Here is a 17,093-nt window from a genome sequence, read left to right as displayed (position 1 = left end):
GTCAGTGCGCTCGGGCCGCCGCCTCGTCCGCGCGCCGCACCAGTTCCGTCACCGGCATCGACCCCGGCTCCCGGCGCTCGCGGGCGAAGGTGCCGGCGAGGTGCTGGAGGAGTTCGTTCAGTGGTGTGGGTACACCGTGGAGGCGGCCCAGGAGGGTGATCTCGCCGTTGAGGTAGTCGGACTCGATCGTGCCGGTACCCCGGGCGAGGGACTGCCAGGAGGAGCCTCCGCCGCGCGGGACGCCGTCGAGAGGGACGAGGGTGACCTTGTCGCCGCGGACGGCCCGCTGTTCCTCGGGCGTCGCGTACGCGATGCCGGCGGCCCGCAGGACGGCCGCGCCCTCCTCCTGCACGCGCCGCAGCAGGCCGGTCGCCTCGTCCCCGGCGACGGGGCCGGTCAGCGCCTCGACGGCGTTGCCGAGGTTGGCCAGCAGCTTGGCGTACTGCCAGCGCGCGACATCGGGCACGACCGGCGCCTCGAAGTGGGACTTCTCCAGGTCGGCGGCGATGAGACGGGCGGTCTCGTCGGTGCCGTGCGGATGGCGGCCGAGGTGCAGGATGCCGGTGAGGGGGGTGCCGGCGGCGGAGACCACGCCCGGTTCGACGTAGGTGCAGGGCAGCCAGACGCAGACGCCGTACACGCGCCGGAACAGCCGCAGGGCGAGGCGCTGGCTCTCGACGCCGTTCTGCGCGCAGACCAGGGGCAGCGTTTCGGCGGCCGTGCCGCCGCCGGCGACCGGTGCCGGGCCCCAGGTCCGCAGCGCCGCCTCGGTGTCCTGGGTCTTCACGGCGAGGACGAGGACGTCGTCGGGGCGCAGTTCCCCGAGGGCGTCCGGGCCGTCGACGACGGGTATGGGCAGGGTCAGCTCGCCCTCGGGGACCCTGAGCCGCAGGCCGCGGTCCCGTAGGGCGTCGTGGTGGGCGCCGCGCGCCACGAGGACGACCTCGTGTCCGGCCTCGGCGAGCCGTCCGCCGACGACGCCTCCGACGGCTCCGGCCCCGATGATGACGTAGCGCACGGTCATGCCTCTTCCCCGCCGTACGGCGTTCCTTGGTGGAAGTACATCTGCCAGCCCGCGTCCGTCCGCCGCCACAGCGAGCTGCGGTGGGCGCGGAGCCCGTCGCGTTCGGTGTCGAAGACGAGGTGGACGACGTCGGGGGCGAGCCGGGCGCCCTGGACGGGCGAGGTGACGACGTACCGGTGCGGGTCGGTGTCCAGGGGCAGCCGGGCCATCGTCGACGCCCGGTCCCAGAGCCGGCCGGAGGAGCCGACCTCGTGGAACTCCGGGTGCAGCAGGGCCCCGAGGAGTTCCGGGGAGCGGCGGACCTCGGGGTCCAGCAGTCTCAACTCGCCCTCGATGGCGGCCCGCACGGCGGGGTCACGGTCAGGCACCGGTCATCTCCACGAGTTTCACGACGGTGTTCCAGTTGCGGCTGGTCGCGATCAGGCCCTTGGTGAGCCGGGGGCGCGCCAGGGCCTCGGCGAGCTTGGAGCGGCCGAGGCCGTCGGGGACGTACAGGTACAGCGCGCGGTCGCCGAGCCGGAACTCCTCCGGCAGATGGGCGGCCCGGTCGATCTCGGCGAAGCGGGCGGCGTCCACGGGCCCGGAGAAGTAGGTGACGTGGAGCTGCCTGCCCTCCAGGGTGTCCGCGGGGAACGGGCAGGCGTCGGCGACGGCCTTCAGATACGCGTGGTCGCGGACGATCACGTCCACGGGGAAACCGAAGCGCTTCTCGATCGCCGTGGTGATGTCCGCGGCGAGGGAGTCCTCGTCGCCGCGGGCGGCGGTGAACACGGCCTGACCGCTCTGGAGGTGGGTGCGGACGCCGTCGAGTCCGAGGCCGGTCAGCAGGGCGCGCAGGTCGGCCATGGGGACCTTCCGGCTGCCGCCCACGTTGATTCCGCGCAGCAGCGCCGCGTACGTCGTCGTCATCCGGCCACCTTATGGCGGTGCGCGGGCGTTCGTACGGCCGTCGTGCCCCGTGGGGGTGGGCACGACGACCGCAACCGTAAGTTACTTACCGGTCAGCACGAAGCACAAGCTCCGGCGTCCCGGTCGTCCCCACTCGTCCCGGAAGCTGATCCCTGATCGGTGTCCCCGACCGCCCGGGATAGATGTAAGGGGCCGCCGTCCTCCCCTGAGCGGAGGGCCCGGCGTACGACGGGATGAGGTCCGCCCGCCGCACTTCACCGGGCAGCACGACGAGACCGTTCCGCCCGGCCCATAGCGTCGAGAGACGAAAGGTGACGGCAGGGGGTCGTCGCCGCGACCACAGGGGGCAGGCCCTCATGGGGAACACGAAGACGCGAGTGCGGGGGCTCGCCGCTCGCGCCGGCGGCTGGAGCGCCCGGCACCGATGGACGGCCGTCGGGATCTGGGTGCTGTTCGTCGTCCTGGCGATGGGCCTCGGTTCGGCGGCGGGCCGGGTCGATGTGAAGGACAGCGACCAGCTCAAGGGGGAGACGCACACCGCCGCCCGGATCATCGAGGACGCCGGCATCGAGGAGCCCGCCGGTGAGACCGTCCTGATCCAGGCGAAGGACACGTCGCTGAAGGCGACCGACCCGGCGTTCCGCGGTGCCGTCGAGGCGGTCGTGAAGGCGGTGGAGCGCACCGGCGAGGTCCGGGACGTGACGTCCCCGTACGACACGAAGACCATCTCCGAGGACGGCCGCAGCGCGCTGGTCCAGTTCGACATGCGCGGGGACTCCGACACCGCCGGCGAGCGCGTCGAGCCCGTGCTGAAGGCCGTCGAGGAGGTCCAGAAGGACCACGGCTCGCTGCGGATCGAGGAGATCGGCGGCGCCAGCATGATGAAGACGTTCGACGACGCGTTCGGGGACGACTTCCAGAAGGCCGAGTACTCCGCTGTTCCGGTGGCCCTCGGCATTCTGCTCATCGCCTTCGGCGCGCTGGTGGCGGCGCTGCTGCCGGTGCTGCTGGCCATCACCGCGATCATGGCGACGATGGGTCTGATGGGCCTCGTCAGCCACGTCATGCCGATGTCCGACACCGCCAACTCCGTGATGCTGCTGGTCGGTCTGGCCGTCGGCGTCGACTACTGCCTGTTCTACCTGCGCCGCGAGCGCGAGGAGCGCGAGGCGGGCCGGGACGCGCAGACGGCCCTGCGGGTCGCCGCCGCCACCAGCGGCCGCGCGATCATCGTCTCGGGTGTCACGGTGTGCGTGGCGATGGCGGGCATGCTGTTCACCGGTCTCGCCGAGTTCGAGGCGATGGGCCTGGCCTCGCTGATGGTCGTGGCGGTCGCCATGGTCGGGTCCGTGACCGTGCTGCCGGCGCTGCTGTCGCTGCTCGGCGAGCGCGTCGAGAAGGGGAAGATCCCGTTCCTGCACCCGCAGAGCCGGCTGCGCCGCAACAAGGGCCGGGTGAACCGGGAGAGCCGCTTCTGGTCGGCCGTCCTCAAGGCGGTGCTGGCCCGTCCGGTCGTCTCGGTCGTCGTGGCCGCCGGCGCGCTGCTCGCCGTCGCCGCGCCCGCGGTCGGCATGAAGACCCAGAACCTCACGCTGGACCAGGAGTTCGGTGACTCGCTGCCGATCGTGCAGACGTACAACCGGGTCAACGAGGCCTTCCCGGGCGGCTCCGAGCCGGCCGAGGTCGTCGTCAAGGCGGACGACATCAACGCCCCCGAGGTGAAGTCCGCGCTCGCCGCCTTCCGTGAGCGGGCGGTCGCTTCGGGCGCCTCGCGCGGCCCGGTCGACATCAGGCTGCACGACGCGCAGAACGTCGCCTTCGTGTACGTCCCGCTGGTCGGCGGTTCCGACCTGGACAAGGCGGGCGCGAGCCTGGACAAGCTGCGCGACGAGGTCCGCCCGGCCACGCTCGGCAAGGTCGACGGCCTCGAGGCGCCGATCACCGGTCAGGTCGCGGGGTCGAAGGACTTCAACGACCAGCTGGCCGGAGCGGTCGTCCCGGTCTTCGCGTTCGTCGTGGTCTTCGCCTTCGGCCTGATGCTGCTGTCCTTCCGGTCCCTGACGATCGCCGCCACCTCGATCGTGCTCAACCTGCTGTCGGTGGGCGCGGCGTACGGCATCCTGGTCGCCGTCTTCCAGCACGGCTGGGGCGCCTCCCTGGTGGGCGCGGAGGGCGTGGGCGCCATCATCACCTGGCTGCCGCTGTTCCTCTTCGTGATCCTGTTCGGCCTGTCGATGGACTACCACGTGTTCGTGGTCTCGCGGATCCGTGAGGCACGGCTGCGCGGCCGGACGACGAAGGACGCCATCCAGCACGGCGTGGTCACCACGGCCGGCGTCGTCACCAGCGCCGCGGTCATCATGGTCGCCGTCTTCGCGATCTTCGGCACCCTGTCGATGCAGTCCATGAAGCAGATGGGCGTGGGCCTCGCAGCGGCGGTCCTGATCGACGCCACGATCATCCGGGGCGTCCTGCTCCCGGCGGTGATGGCGCTGCTGGGCGAGCGCAACTGGTACCTGCCGAAGTGGCTCCACCGCCTGCCGGACCTGACCCACGACGAGTCGGCGGAGGCCGTGACGCGGACGGCGGCCCGCGACGACGAGGGCGAGCGGGTACCGGTCTGACCCGCCCGGCCGTCCGGACACCGGGACCCGCCGACTCCGCAGGGAGCCGGCGGGTCCCGCCGTGTCAGGCTCCGGCGCCGGCCGCGCGGGCGGCGTCCAGCTCTGCCTCGATCAGGTCGGCGGCTCGTCGGGTGCCGCCCTCCTGGGCCATCTCGGTCTGGATGTCCTTCAGGCGGCGGGCGACCTCGGGGTCGGCGGTGAGTGCGAGGGCGGCCTCGCGCAGAACCTCCGCGGTGGCCTCCTCGGTCGGGATGTGCCGGGCGACGCCGAGGGCCTGGAGCATGTCGGCGTTGCCGAACTGGTCCACGGCCTGCGGTACGGCGATCATCGGAGTGGCCGTGGCCAGGCCCTCCTGGCTGCCGCCCGCGCCGGCGTGGGTGACGAACAGGTCGGCCTGCCTGAGGATCGTCAGCTGCGGGACCCAGTCGCGCACCTCGACGTCGGCGGGGATCTCCCCGAGTTCGGCGGGGTCGACGCGCCGGCCGATCTGGAGCACCAGGTGCCAGCCGGGCAGCCCGGCGAAGGCCCGCACGCACTCGCGGTAGAACGCCGGCTGCTTGGTGAACGCCGAGCCGAGGGAGACGAGCGCGACCTTCTCGGCGCCGGCCGGCCGCCGCCAGTCGCCTTCGGCGGCGCGGTCGCCCTGGCAGGCGCCGACGAAGGAGTACACCCGCTCGTCGACCCGGTCGGCGTGGGGCTGGAGGGCGCGCGGGATGAGGACGATCGAGCGGTCGGGCCGGCCGGCGAACGGGTCGGGGTGCAGATCGACGCCGTTCTCCTTCAGCCAGTTCTCGAAGCGCCGGTAGTACGCCTGCCCGCGCTCGGTCTTCTTCGGCCCGGCCCACATGGGCTCGGCGATCTCCTCCTCGTAGCCCTCCCAGGCGACGAGGTTCGGGGACAGCGATACGGCCGGCACGCCCCAGCGGTGGGCGAGGACGCGGGCCGGGTAGGAGGTGATGTCGTGCAGGACGAGGTCGGGCTCGTCGCCCTCGTACGCCTCGGTCAGCTGCGGGAGGGCCTGGATCGCGTCGGCCAGGAACGGCTCGACGTTGTCCAGGAGGGTGCTCCCCCACGCCTCCGGGTCGGCGTCGGGGCCGGGCAGCGTGGAGTTCCAGAGCTTCGGCTCGGCGCCGGTCGCGGCGACCTTGTCGGCGAAGACCGGCGGGATGGCGTAGGTGACGCGGTGCCCGCGCGCCACGAGTTCGCGGATCACCTCGAGGCTGGGGTTCACGTGGCCGTGGGCGGCGATGGAGAACATGGCGATGTGCGCGGGACGGGTCATGACCCCGACCCTAGGCGAGACGATACGTCTCGTGCAACAGGATAGTCCGGGTCGGTCAGCGTTGGTAGCGCGCGAGGACCAGGTTGCCGTCGCGTTCCAGGCGGGTGCGCAGCTCGGCGAGGTCGATGGCGCCGCTGTAGTACTCCTGGAAGGCCGGGGTGGCGACCTTGTCCTTGAACTCGGGGTAGCCCCGCACGGACTGGGCGGGCGCCGGGCGCAGCCGGCCGGCGAGGGCGGTGCCGGTCGCCCAGTCGTGCTCGGTGGTGTGCAGGGCCGGGTCCTTCAGGGCCTCGGCGCCGGTCGGCAGCATCCAGTCGCCGAGCGCCAGGCGCACCATGTTCCGCGGGCGCAGCAGGAAGTCGATGAACGCGGCGGCCTCCTTGCGGTGCGGGCTGTCCTCGGCGATGGACAGGGTCTGCGGGCTGACGCCCTGGGTGAGGCCGTCGGCGCCGGCCGGGGCGGGCAGCACCCGCCAGTCGAAGCCCTCGGGGGCCTGCTGCACGATCTGCTGCCGGTAGGAGAAGCCCAGCGGCACCATCGCGTACCGGCCGCCGAAGAAGCCGGGCAGGGTGTCGGAGCCGCCGCTGCCCAGGGTGCTCGGGGCGGCGCTGCGGTCGGTGGCGACCTGGTCGTGGACGGTGCGCGGCATCACCGCGTCGCCCTCCTCGAAGCGCACGGTCACCTTGCCGTCCGGGCCCCGGTGGAAGAGCCGCCCGCCGGCCGACAGCGACAGGTTGAGGCTGACGGAGACGGGTTCCTTCAGCGGCCAGGCGACCCCGTACCGGCCGTCGCCGCTCAGCCGGTCGGTGATCTCCCGGAACTCCCGCCAGGTCCAGGGGTGTTCCGGCGTGGGGATGCGCACGCCCGCCTCGTCGAGCCAGGTGGCGTTGGCGATGAGCACGCGCGGTTCCTGGAGGAAGGGCACGCCGTAGACGCCGTCCCCGAAGGTCGTCGTCTCCCAGCTGTGCCGCGGTATGTCCTTCGTGAGCCGTTCGGGCAGGAGGCCGGTCAGGTCGGCGAGGTAGCCGCCGTAGGCGAAGTCGGCCAGGTCGTCGGAGGCGTCGTGGATGATGTCCGGTGCCTCGCCGCCCTCGAAGGACGTCAGGAGCTGGTCGTGGACGCTGTCCCAACTGCCCTGGACGTACTCGACCTTGACGTCCGGGTGGGTGGCGTTCCACTCGGCCACCAGCTCCTTGTTGACCCGGACGGACTCCTCCTGCCAGGCCAGCGACTGGAAGCGCAGGGTGACGGGGCCGTCCGGGTCGGCGTCGCCGCCGCAGCCGGCGGCCAGCAGGGCCAGGACGAGCACCCAGAGCAGTCGCGCGCGCATCAGCTCTTCACCGCCCCGGTGAGCATGCCGCCCGTGATCCGCCGCTGGATGAGCGCGAACACCACCAGGGACGGCAGCGTCGCGAGGAACGCGGCGGCGGCCAGCGGCCCGAGGTCCGCGACGCCCTCCGCGCCGATGAAGTGGGTGAGGACGACCGGGAGGGTCTGTTTCTCCGGGGTCTTCAGCAGCACCAGCGCGAAGAAGAACTCGTTCCACGCGGTGACGAACGCGAACAGGGCCGTCGCCACCAGGCCGGGTGCGAGCAGGGGCGCGGTCACCGAGACGAGGGTCCGCAGCCGCCCGGCCCCGTCGACCGCCGCCGCCTCCTCCAGTTCGCGCGGCACCGCGCGGACGTATCCGACGAGCATCCAGAGCGCGAACGGCAGCGCCCACACCACGTAGACCATGACCAGCCCCGTCATCGAGTCGATCAGCCGCAGGTTCTTCAGCACCAGGAACAGCGGGATGATCACCAGGACGAGCGGGAACGCCTGGCTGACGACCACCCAGCCGGTCGCGGCCCGCCCGAGCCGGGTCCGCCGGCGTGCCAGGACGTACGCCATCGGGGTCGCGAGGAGCACGGCGACCACGGCGGTGCCGAGGGCGGCGGCCAGGGAGTTCAGGGCGGCGTCCAGCAGGGGCTGTTCGTCGAACGCCTGCCGGAAGTTGGCGAGCGTCGGGTCCTTCGGGATCCAGGTGGGGTGCAGACTGCCCAGTTCCCGCGGGGGTTTGAAGGCGGTGGAGACCAGCCACAGGAAGGGGAACGCCAGGAAGACGAGATAGGCGAGCAGGGCGGCGTACTGGCCGGCGCGGCCGGCCCGGCTGGTCCTCATGCCGCCTCACCGCCCCGGAGCCGGCCCGCCAGGAGGACCGCGAGCAGGACCGAGACCGCCGCGACCATCACGCATCCCATGGCCGCCGCGTAGCCGAACTGCCCGTACCGGAACGCCTCTTCGTAGGCGAAGAGCATCGGCAGCCGGGTGCGGCCGCCCGGACCTCCGCTGGTGAGGACGTAGACCAGGGCGAAGGAGTTGAAGTTCCAGATCAGGTTGAGCGCGGTGATGGACAGGGCCACCGGTCTCAGCGCGGGCCAGGTGACCGTGCGGAAGCGGCGCCAGGCGCCGGCACCGTCCACGGCGGCCGCCTCGTGCAGTTCGCGCGGGGTGTTCTGCAGGCCGGCGAGCAGGGCGACCGTGGTGGTCGGCATCCCGGCCCAGACGCCGACGACGACCACCGCGGGCAGGGCCGTGCCGAGCCCGCTCAGCCAGTCCCGGCCGTCGCCGAGGCCCAGGTCGCGCAGGGTCTCGTTGAGGATGCCGGCGTCGGGGGCGTAGACCAGCCGCCACATGACGCCGACGACGACCTCGGGCATGGCCCACGGGACGATCGCGAGGGCGCGGGCCAGCCAGCGCAGCCGCAGGTCCTGGTTGAGCAGCAGCGCGAGGCCGAGGGCCAGCAGGAACTGCGGCACGGTGACGGCGACGGCCCAGACCAGGCCGATGCGGAACGACTCCCAGAACAGCGTGTCGTGCAGCAGGTCCCGGAAGTTGAGCCCGCCGATCCACCGGGTGGCCTCGGTGCGTCCGGACTGGGCGTCGGTGAAGGACAGCAGGATGCCGTACAGCAGCGGGCCGACGCTGAGGATCAGGATGGGGATGAGCGCGGGCAGCACCAGGAACCAGGCCCCGCGGTCCGTGACCCGCCGGTCGCCGCCGAGGCGGGGCGCGCGGGCGGCCGGCCTCTCGGCCTCGGTCAGCGAGGTCACGGCATCAGCCCCTTCGCACGGCTCGGACGGCCTCGTCATGGTCGTGAACGCGCCGGAGCCCGTCAAGACCGCCCGCACGCGGCCGACCTGTGGAAATGCGAGACTGGGCGCGAATGGCGGGAATGCGTCCGCCGTTCACGAAGGCGTACGACCCCACGGAGGCGGGCGATGGACGAGGCACGGGCGCGCGAGGTGCTGGCGGCGGCGGGGGTCCTGTCCGTCCCGGCCGGGGACGCGCGGCTGCTGTCCCTCGGGGAGAACGCGGTGTTCGCCGCCGGCGACCTGGTCGTCAAGGTGGGCCGGGACGCCGAGCTGCTGGAGCGGGCGCGGCGCGAGCTGCGGATCGCGGTGTGGCTGGCGGAGGCCGGGGTCCCGGCCGTCCGGGCCGCCGCCTCCGAGGCGCTGCTGGTGGACGGGCACCCGGTGACGGTGTGGCACCGGCTGCCCGACGCCGTACGGCCCGCCGAGGCCCGGGACCTGGCCGCGCTGCTGCGGGTCGTGCACGCCCTTCCCGCGCCGCCGTTCGCCCTGCCGCCACGCGAGCTGCTGGGCGGTGTGGAGCGCTGGCTGCGGCTGGCGGGCGACGCGATCGACCCGGCGGACGCCGCGTATCTGCGGGAGCGCCGGGACGGCTTCGCCGAGGCCGCCGCGCGTCTGACGCCCCGTCTGACGCCGGGGCCCATCCACGGGGACGCGTTGCCGCGCAATGTGCATGTGGGCCCGCACGGGCCGGTGCTGGTCGACCTGGAGACGTTCTCCGCGGATCTGCGCGAGCACGACCTGGTGGTCATGGCGCTCTCCCGCGACCGGTACGGGCTGCCCGCTGCGGCCTACGAGGCGTTCGTGGAGACGTACGGCTGGGACGTGCGCGCCTGGGACGGGTGCGCGGTGCTGCGAGGAGCGCGCGAGACGGCGAGCTGCGCCTGGGTGGCGCAGCACGCGCCGGGCAACCCGAAGGCACTGGAGGAGTTCCGGCGGCGGGTGGCGTCCCTGCGGGACGGGGACGAGACGGTGCGCTGGTACCCGTTCTGACGTCGGCTCAGGCGTCCCGCTCCCGGATCGAGCGGGCCGCGCGGACGAGTTCGGCGAGGACGGTGCGGACCGCCTTCCGGGCCAGGCGCTCCGGGCGGTGGAGGGCGTCGATGTGCCGTCGTGCCCGCACGCCGCTGAGGGGGCGGAGGGTCAGGGCGGGGTGGGGGCGCACGGTCCAGCGGGGCATCAGGGCGATGCCGCCCCCCGCGGCGACGGCCTCCGCCACCACCGCGAACTCGTTGATGCGGTGCGCCAGGTCGAGCCTGCGTCCGGCGGCCGCCGCGATGGCGTCGATCGTCGCCTTCACCGGGAAGCCGTCGTGCACGGTGATCCACGGCTCGTCGGCCACGTCGCGCGGGGTGACCCGGCTCTTCACGGCCAGCGGGTGCTCCTTGGGCATGGCCACGTCCAGCGGTTCACGCAGGAGCGTGGTCACCTTCACGGTGTCCGGCCAGGGCGGGGCGTGGTCCAGGCGGTGCCCGAGGACGATGTCGTACTCCCGCGTCAGACGCGGGAAGTCCTCCTGCGGCACGTCCTCGTCGGCGAGCCTCGGCACCGGTCGCCCGGGGCCGGCGAGGGCCCGCAGCAGGAGCGGGAAGAAGGCGCCGCCCGCGCTGTGGAAGGCGGCGACCGACACCTCCCCGCCGGGGCGTTCCACGAACTCCTCGACGCTGCCCCGGGCGCGCGCCAGCGCCGTCTCGACCTCCACCGCCGCGCCCGCCAGCGCCTGCCCCGCGTCGGTCAGCACCAGCCGCCTGCCCTGTCGCTCGGTGAGCGGCACCGGGACCGTCCGCTGGAGCAGCCGCAGGTGCTGGGAGATCGCCGACGGGGTCACCAGCAGGGCCTCCGCGACGGCCGTGACGCTGCCCAGTTCACCGAGCTCGCGCAGGATCCTCAGCTGCCGTTCGTCCATCGTCCCAGTGTAGGAAGGCTAAAAGATCGTTGAAGAAACTGGTACTGGGCTTCACGGACGTTCCGGTGCACCGTGGGGGGCGTGTCCGACGTCCGCCGTACCGATCCGGTACTCCTTCTCGTCGCGCTGGTCTGGGGCTCCAGTTATCTGTCCGCCCAGACGGCCACCGCCGCGCTGCCCGTCCTGCTCGTGCTGTTCGTCCGCTACGCCCTGTCCGCCATCGCCTGCCTGGCCCTGAGTGCGGGCGGCCGACGGGGTCCCCGCCTGTGGACCCGCGCCGAACTGCGCGCCGGGCTGCCCCTGGGGCTGACCCAGGCCGCCGTCCTCGTGGTGGAGACGTACGGCGTCGCGCACACGAGCGCCGCCAACGCCGGGCTCATCATCAGCCTGACCATCGTCCTGACCCCGCTCCTCGACCGCGGCGGCCGGCGCGGCCCGCTGCCCGGCGCGTTCTTCGCGGCGACCGGCGTCTGCGTCCTGGCCATCGCCCTGCTGATGTCCGGCACCGGCTTCCACGCGCCCCGCTCCGGCGATCTGCTGATGCTGGGCGCCGCGCTGATCCGGGCCGGGCACGTCGTGCTGGTGGGGCGGCTGACCTCGGGGCGGGCGATCCGGCCGCTGCGTCTGACGACCGTGCAGACCCTCGTCGGCACCGCCCTGTTCCTGCCGGTCGCGGTCCCCGACCTGCCCGCGCTGGGCGGCGCGGACACCGCGACCTGGGCGCAGCTCGCGTATCTGGCCCTGTTCTGCAGTGTGTTCGCCTTCCTCGCCCAGACCTGGGCCGTGCAGCGCACGTCCGCGAGCCGGGCCAGCCTGCTGCTGGGCACCGAACCGGTGTGGGCGGTCGCCGTGGGCGTGGCGCTCGGCGGTGAGCGGCTCACCGCGCTCACCGGTCTCGGCGCGGCCCTGATGGTCGCCGGCACCTACTGGGGGCAGGCCGTGGAGCGCGAGCACCGCCGGGCCGCGAAGCCCTCACCGTCCCTCCCTCACCCCGTCAGCGAGGACCCCGTATGCCCGAGCACGACCTCGACACCTCCTCCGTCCACGGCACGTACGAGCGCCTGATCGCGCTGCTCGACTCCGCCGGGGTCCCGTACCGGCTGGTGGACCACGAGCCGGAGGGGGCCACCGAGGCGGTCTGCGCCCTGCGCGGGCACCCGGCGTCCGAGGCCGCGAAGTGCCTCGTGCTGCGGGTCAAGGTGGACCGGCGCACCACCCGGCATGTGCTCGCCGTGGTCCCCGGGGACCGGCGGGTGGACCTGGACGCCGTGCGGACGCTGTACGGGGCCCGGTACGCCGGGTTCTGCGACGCGGCGACCGCGCAGCGACTGGCCCGCGCGGTCCCCGGCACGGTCCTGCCGTTCAGCTTCGACCCGGAACTGGAACTGGTCGCGGACCCGGAGGTCGTCGCCCGGCCGAGGCTGTACTTCAACGCGGCCCGGCTGGACCGCTCGCTGTGCCTCTCGGGCGCGGACTACCGGCGGCTGGCCGGGCCCCGGGTGGAGCGGATCGCGACGGCCGCGAGGGAAGCGAGCTAGGTCGTGTCCGGCACTTCACGTCGTCCGCCCGGCAGGGCGGGTCTCGCGGTCTGACGCCGGGAGGCAGGCGGGAATTGAGACACCCCCTACGGCTTCTCCGCCGGGATCTGGACCTCGCCGGGCACCGCGCGGCCGACCACGGCCGGGCCCACCGCGGGGGCTTCGGGCTCGCGGACCGGCCAGGTGCCGTCGACGACCGCCGTCGGGTCGCCCTTGCCGCGCAGGAAGGTCTGGAAGTCCGCCGCCCACTCGGCGTACCACTCGATCTGGCGGCGGTGCAGCTCCGCCGGGCCGAGGGACGCGATCTTGGGGTGGCGGGCGGCTATCGCGCCGGCCAGGCGGGCCGCGGCGAGCGCGTCGGCGAAGGCGTCGTGGGCGGAGGCGAGCTCCACGCCGTACTCCCGGCAGACCGCTTCGAGGTTGCGCTTGCCCCGGCGGTAGCGGTCGACCCGGCGGTCGATGGTGTACGGGTCGACGACCGGCGCCGGGTCGGGCCCGCCGAGGCGCTCGCGCAGGGACGGCAGGCCGTGCCGGCGCAGCTCGGCGGAGAGCAGGCTCAGGTCGAACGCGGCGTTGTAGGCGACGACCGGGACGCCCGCCTTCCAGTACGCCACCAGGACGTCGGCGACGGCGTCGGCGACCTGGTCGGCGGGGCGGCCCTCGGCGGCCGCGCGCTCGTTGCTGACACCGTGGACGGCGACCGCCTCCGCCGGGATCGGGACGCCCGGGTCGGCCAGCCACTGCCGGTGCCCCAGGAGCGCGCCGTCCCTGACCTCGACGACGGCGGCCGTGACGATGCGCGCCTCGCGCGGATCGGTCCCGGTCGTCTCCAGGTCGAAGCCGATCAGCAGCTCACGGTGCCAGCCCATGGCGGTCCCCCTTCATGTGGTGCGTCCCCCAGTGGTCTCCACCTTCCCACGGGCCACTGACAATCCGAGGATCGCGTTCCGCCTGCCCGGTGGGACACTTCCCACCCTGAGGGACAGTTCAGGACACGGGGCGCGAATCCGCCCACATGACCTCGAACTCCTCGCGGTAGGTGGGGAAGAGACCGCCCTCGTCGATCTCGTCCGACTTGACGACCCTGCTGCCGTTGCGCAGCACCAGGACCGGCGCCTCCATGCCGCGGGTGCGCCGCAGGTAGTTCTGGACGACCGCGATGCCGTCGGCGCCGTCGCCGTCCACGAGGTAGGCCGTGAAGCGGGGCGTCTCGTCGAAGACCTGGATCTCGAAGGCGCCCGGGTCGCGCAGCCGCGACCGCACCCGGCGCATGTGCAGGATGTTCATCTCCACCGCGCGGCTCAGCTCGCCCCGCTTGATGCCCAGTTCCCGCTCGCGCCGCTTGACGGCGCTGGAGGCGGGGTTGAGGAACAGCAGCCGCACCCGGCAGCCGGCCTCCGCGAGCCGGACCAGCCGCCGTCCAGAGAAGTTCTGCACGAGCAGGTTGAGGCCGATGCCGATGGCGTCGAGGCGGCGCGCGCCGCCGAAGATGTCCTCGGCGGGGAAGCGGCGCAGCAGCCGCACCCGGTCGGAGTGCACGGCGACGACGTCGGAGTAGCGGTCGCCCACCAGGTCCTCGACGGCGTCGATGGGCAGCCGGCGGGCTGACGGCACGTCCCCGCCCGTGCCGAGCGCCTCCAGCAGGCGGGCGGAGGCCCGTTCGGCCTGGTTGAGGACGGCCTCGGACAGGGCGCGGTTGCGCGAGACGACGTTCCGGGTCACCTCGAGCTCGTCCAGGGCGAGTTCGACGTCCCGGCGGTCGTCGAGGTACGGCTCGAAGCACGGCCAGTGCTGCACCATCAGTTCGCGCAGTTGGGGCAGCGTGAGGAAGCTGAGGACGTTGTCGTCGGCCGGGTCGAGCAGATAGCCCTTGCGGCGGCTGACCTCGCGTACGGCGACCGCGCGCTGGACCCACTCCTGACCGGCCGGTCCGGCGGCGGCCACCACCCAGTCGTCCCCGTGGACGGGTTCGTAGACGGGCCGCAGCACGGCGGCCACGACGGCCCGCAGCCGCTGTTCGACGAGGTTCAGCCAGATGTAGGCGCGTCCGGCCCGCTGGGCGCGGGTGCGCACCTCGCGCCAGGCCCCGGGGTCCCAGTCCAGCTCCGGGCCGATGGAACTGGTCTCCATCGGCCGGGCCAGGGACACCGTGCCGGGCGGGACGTCCGGGGAGTTCCCCTCGTGACCCTCGTCACCAGGGGGCAACTCCAGCCCTCCCGAGCCCACCCGCGCACCGCCTTCCGCTCCCCCGAGCACTCCCCGTCCCAACGATCAAGGAAGGGTACTCCGGGAGCGGCGGGCGGTGCAGCCGGATGGACAGGTCGTTTCTCAACTGCGCGGCTGCCAGTGGCCGTTCTGCCACGCCAGCTCGCTCGGCGTGAGCGGGTTCATGGCCGTCACATCGCGCGGCACGATGGAGAATCCCTGCCAGTGGACCGGCATGGGCTGCTGGTCCTCGTCGCGGGCGATGTGGTGGAAGCCGACGTTCATCCAGGTGATGGGGTGCTTGAGGGTCTGCCCGCTCACCCACTTGTCCACCGACTTGGGGGACCCGTTGCCGCAACCCGGGTTGTGGGTCGCGAACTTCTCGCACGCGGCGTACTCGGTGACGTACAGGTCGTGCTTGGTGTACGCGCGGCCCGGGTACTTGGTGCTGACGCCGGGGACGATCTCGTACGAACGGGCGTGGCCGTCCTTGTTCTTGCCGGTGGCGCTGACCATCCGCCACCAGCGGTACGCCTTGGCGTCCCCGGCGAGCTCCTTGGTGACCTTGGTGACGCTGGTCCTCGTCTTCGGTGCGCGGTCGCCGGAGGCGGGTGCCGTCACCGTCGAGTCGTACTGCTCGACGCGGTTCTTGGTGGAGCCGTCCAGGGCGAAGTCGAGGCGCCAGAAGACGTTGTGGCTGTGGCTGGTGGCCTTGGCGCGGTCGCCCTTGCCGATGGGCCAGCCCCGGCCGTCCCCGGCGTCGTAGTCGTCGTACGACAGGCTGCCGGTGGCGCCGACGTTCATGGTGACCGTGCCGTCGTCCTGGAAGCGCCACTCGGTCATGTACTCGTACCAGCCGACCTGGTTGACGGTGTACACGAGCAGGTCCTTGCCCTGTGCCTCGTAGACCTTGTTCGCGGTGTCGCCCTGCATCCGGTAGGCGTGGCCCCGCGAACGGGTCGTGGTGCACAGGCCCTTGACGTTCGGGTTCTGCGGGTCCCATGCCTCGGGGACCTTGACGGACTTGATCGTGCCGCCGGGGCACTCGGTGGCCTTCAGGGGCATCAGGCCCTGGGCGAAGCCGAAGCCCGTCAGGTCGTCGTACTCGACGCTGCCGTCGTCGTACGGGACGTGGATCTGGCCGAGGCGGGCGCTGTTGAGGACCTTGATGGGCTTGGTCTCGCCCTTGGGCTGGTAGGAGATCTTCTCCAGGACCAGCCCGGCCTTGCCGTCGTAGCGCCAGCACATGCGCCAGGTGGTGCCGCTGCCGAGCTTCTGCTCGATGCGGTAGGCGGCGCTGCAGTCGGCGGCGGCCGCGGCGGCGGCCCGCGGCTGGGCGGTGGCGGTGCCCGCGCCGGTCGTGGCGCCGGCGGCCAGGGCGGCCAGGGACACGCCGACGGCGGCGCTCCTGCGGGCCCGGATCCTTCTCCTCGGGCGGGAACCGCCGGTGGAAGTGTTTGCACGCATGACGAGGTGACTCCTCTTGCAGGAGATGCGAGTACGTGGTGTCCGGGCGGGTCGGGCCCGGTGGAGAGGCGGAGCGGGCCTCAGCGGGTGCCGAGGCGGGCGACCTGGCGGGCGCTCAGGTCGATCACGAAGGACCGGGCGTCGATCCAGGGCCCGTTCCTCACCTTCGGGAACAGCCGCACGCAGCGGTGCTCGCCGCACTGCCCGAGCGCGGCGGGCTGGCCGCCCGGCGTGGCCCGGTACACGGCGCCGTTGAGCAGCAGCTGGTCCGGTGAGGTGAGCGCCTTGCCGGTGGCGTCCTTGTAGTCCGCCTTCAGGCCCGCGCCCAGCGGGTGGGCGATGAGCAGCTTCGCGGCCTCGGCGTACTCGGCCCGGCTCAGCGGCGGCTGGACGCCCTTCTCGGTGACGGTCCGCTCGACCTTGCCGGTGTCCAGGTCGACGGTCCGGGTGACGAGCGCGTCGGTCTTGTAGTCGTAGAACGTCACCTCGGCCCGGCGCGGCCCGCCCGCGCGGTCCGTCGCACCGCCGTCCGGCTCGGCCAGCTCGACGCCGAGGCGCTGCGCGCCGCGGTCCCCGGCCACGTCCTCCCCGGCGGTGCGCAGCTGCGCGCTCGCCGCGAGCTGGGCGGCGAGCTCGGTCTCGTCGTCGGTCAGCGGGTCGTCGCCGACGCCCTTGGCTCCCTCTTCCGGGGCCTCCTCCACGACGCCCGGCGCCACCGCGCCGGCGCCCTGTCCCGCGGCGCCCTGTCCCGCGGCCCCCTGCTGCCCGGCCGCCGCCTGCCCCGCGGTGTTCCCCGCCTGCTCGCCGGCCCCCGCCGTACCCGGCAGGGTGATCCCGACCATCACGGCGGTCCCCGCCACCGCGATGGCCGCTCCGGCCATCACTTTCCCCAGATGGCGGTGCACTATGTCGCGCACGTCTTCCCCCTACTCCCCCAGGTCATCGGGAGTATGTGTTTGCCCCACACTTTCGGCATACGGGTGTATGCACTGGTCGACCGGTAA

15 protein-coding genes and 1 pseudogene are annotated in these 17,093 nt (G+C 73.0%); 4 read left to right on the top strand and 12 right to left on the bottom strand.

Annotated features, from left to right (window positions below; genetic code table 11):
* Position 1: 1 nt before the first annotated feature.
* From ACFV46_RS22055 to ACFV46_RS22045, 3 genes are read right to left on the bottom strand one after another with little or no spacing between them, the layout of a single operon-like run.
* Entirely contained in the window at positions 2-1,018 is a 1,017-nt protein-coding gene (locus ACFV46_RS22055) for a ketopantoate reductase family protein (RefSeq protein ID WP_385499394.1), read from the bottom strand.
* Between the two features lie 2 nt (positions 1,019-1,020).
* Positions 1,021-1,392, bottom strand: a complete 372-nt coding sequence (locus ACFV46_RS22050) for a nuclear transport factor 2 family protein (RefSeq protein ID WP_361932420.1) — start codon at positions 1,390-1,392, stop codon at positions 1,021-1,023.
* Positions 1,385-1,933: a DUF1697 domain-containing protein gene (locus ACFV46_RS22045; protein ID WP_361932422.1), complete on the bottom strand. Its 549-nt coding sequence runs from the start codon at positions 1,931-1,933 to the stop codon at positions 1,385-1,387. The genes ACFV46_RS22050 and ACFV46_RS22045 overlap by 8 nt, the downstream gene beginning before the upstream one ends.
* Before the next feature lie 356 nt (positions 1,934-2,289).
* On the opposite strand from ACFV46_RS22045, the gene ACFV46_RS22040 reads away from it, so the two are divergent.
* Positions 2,290-4,557 (top strand): MMPL family transporter, encoded by a 2,268-nt coding sequence (locus tag ACFV46_RS22040; protein WP_361932424.1) that lies wholly within the window; start codon positions 2,290-2,292, stop codon positions 4,555-4,557.
* A 64-nt stretch (positions 4,558-4,621) separates the two neighbouring features.
* Here ACFV46_RS22040 and mgt read toward each other — a convergent pair.
* The 4 genes and pseudogenes from mgt to ACFV46_RS22020 form a co-directional block, all read right to left on the bottom strand.
* A pseudogene (gene mgt / locus ACFV46_RS22035) lies at positions 4,622-5,882 on the bottom strand (macrolide-inactivating glycosyltransferase).
* A 12-nt stretch (positions 5,883-5,894) separates the two neighbouring features.
* A complete protein-coding gene (locus tag ACFV46_RS22030; RefSeq protein ID WP_385499332.1) occupies positions 5,895-7,169 on the bottom strand; it encodes an ABC transporter substrate-binding protein in 1,275 nt (424 codons plus the stop codon).
* Positions 7,169-8,002: a carbohydrate ABC transporter permease gene (locus ACFV46_RS22025; protein WP_385499331.1), complete on the bottom strand. Its 834-nt coding sequence runs from the start codon at positions 8,000-8,002 to the stop codon at positions 7,169-7,171. Before ACFV46_RS22025 ends, ACFV46_RS22030 begins: the two co-directional genes overlap by 1 nt.
* Positions 7,999-8,934 (bottom strand): carbohydrate ABC transporter permease, encoded by a 936-nt coding sequence (locus ACFV46_RS22020; protein WP_376726868.1) that lies wholly within the window; start codon positions 8,932-8,934, stop codon positions 7,999-8,001. The genes ACFV46_RS22025 and ACFV46_RS22020 overlap by 4 nt, the downstream gene beginning before the upstream one ends.
* Positions 8,935-9,102: 168 nt before the next feature.
* Here ACFV46_RS22020 and ACFV46_RS22015 point away from each other — a divergent pair, with 168 nt between their 5' ends.
* The gene (locus ACFV46_RS22015) at positions 9,103-9,966 is read left to right on the top strand and encodes a phosphotransferase enzyme family protein (RefSeq protein ID WP_385499330.1); all 864 of its coding nucleotides are present in this window, start codon (positions 9,103-9,105) and stop codon (positions 9,964-9,966) included.
* A 7-nt stretch (positions 9,967-9,973) separates the two neighbouring features.
* On the opposite strand, the gene ACFV46_RS22010 is transcribed toward ACFV46_RS22015, so the two are convergent.
* Positions 9,974-10,879 (bottom strand): LysR family transcriptional regulator, encoded by a 906-nt coding sequence (locus tag ACFV46_RS22010; protein ID WP_385499329.1) that lies wholly within the window; start codon positions 10,877-10,879, stop codon positions 9,974-9,976.
* An 81-nt stretch (positions 10,880-10,960) separates the two neighbouring features.
* Between ACFV46_RS22010 and ACFV46_RS22005 the strand changes: the two genes are divergently transcribed.
* Both ACFV46_RS22005 and ACFV46_RS22000 read left to right on the top strand, forming a co-directional pair.
* Complete coding sequence (locus ACFV46_RS22005) at positions 10,961-11,944, top strand: DMT family transporter (protein ID WP_385499328.1); 984 nt, start codon at positions 10,961-10,963, stop codon at positions 11,942-11,944.
* Positions 11,890-12,417, top strand: a complete 528-nt coding sequence (locus tag ACFV46_RS22000; RefSeq protein ID WP_385499327.1) for a YbaK/EbsC family protein — start codon at positions 11,890-11,892, stop codon at positions 12,415-12,417. Before ACFV46_RS22005 ends, ACFV46_RS22000 begins: the two co-directional genes overlap by 55 nt.
* Before the next feature lie 86 nt (positions 12,418-12,503).
* On the opposite strand, the gene ACFV46_RS21995 is transcribed toward ACFV46_RS22000, so the two are convergent.
* The 4 genes from ACFV46_RS21995 to ACFV46_RS21980 all read right to left on the bottom strand — a co-directional run bounded on the left by ACFV46_RS21995 (position 12,504) and on the right by ACFV46_RS21980 (position 17,006).
* Positions 12,504-13,286: a 3'-5' exonuclease gene (locus ACFV46_RS21995; protein ID WP_376726864.1), complete on the bottom strand. Its 783-nt coding sequence runs from the start codon at positions 13,284-13,286 to the stop codon at positions 12,504-12,506.
* A gap of 118 nt (positions 13,287-13,404) precedes the next feature.
* A complete protein-coding gene (locus ACFV46_RS21990) occupies positions 13,405-14,643 on the bottom strand; it encodes an SAV2148 family HEPN domain-containing protein (protein WP_361932447.1) in 1,239 nt (412 codons plus the stop codon).
* Positions 14,644-14,745: 102 nt separating this feature from the next.
* A complete protein-coding gene (locus ACFV46_RS21985; RefSeq protein WP_361932450.1) occupies positions 14,746-16,089 on the bottom strand; it encodes a copper amine oxidase in 1,344 nt (447 codons plus the stop codon).
* An 80-nt stretch (positions 16,090-16,169) separates the two neighbouring features.
* Positions 16,170-17,006, bottom strand: coding sequence for a Tat pathway signal sequence domain protein (locus ACFV46_RS21980; RefSeq protein ID WP_385499326.1), 837 nt, complete (start codon positions 17,004-17,006; stop codon positions 16,170-16,172).
* Between the last annotated feature and the right edge of the window lie 87 nt (positions 17,007-17,093).

It is taken from the genome of Streptomyces sp. NPDC059852, assembly GCF_042731455.1.
Lineage (GTDB): Bacteria > Actinomycetota > Actinomycetes > Streptomycetales > Streptomycetaceae > Streptomyces.
This window is presented reverse-complemented; position numbering and strand designations above follow the sequence as displayed.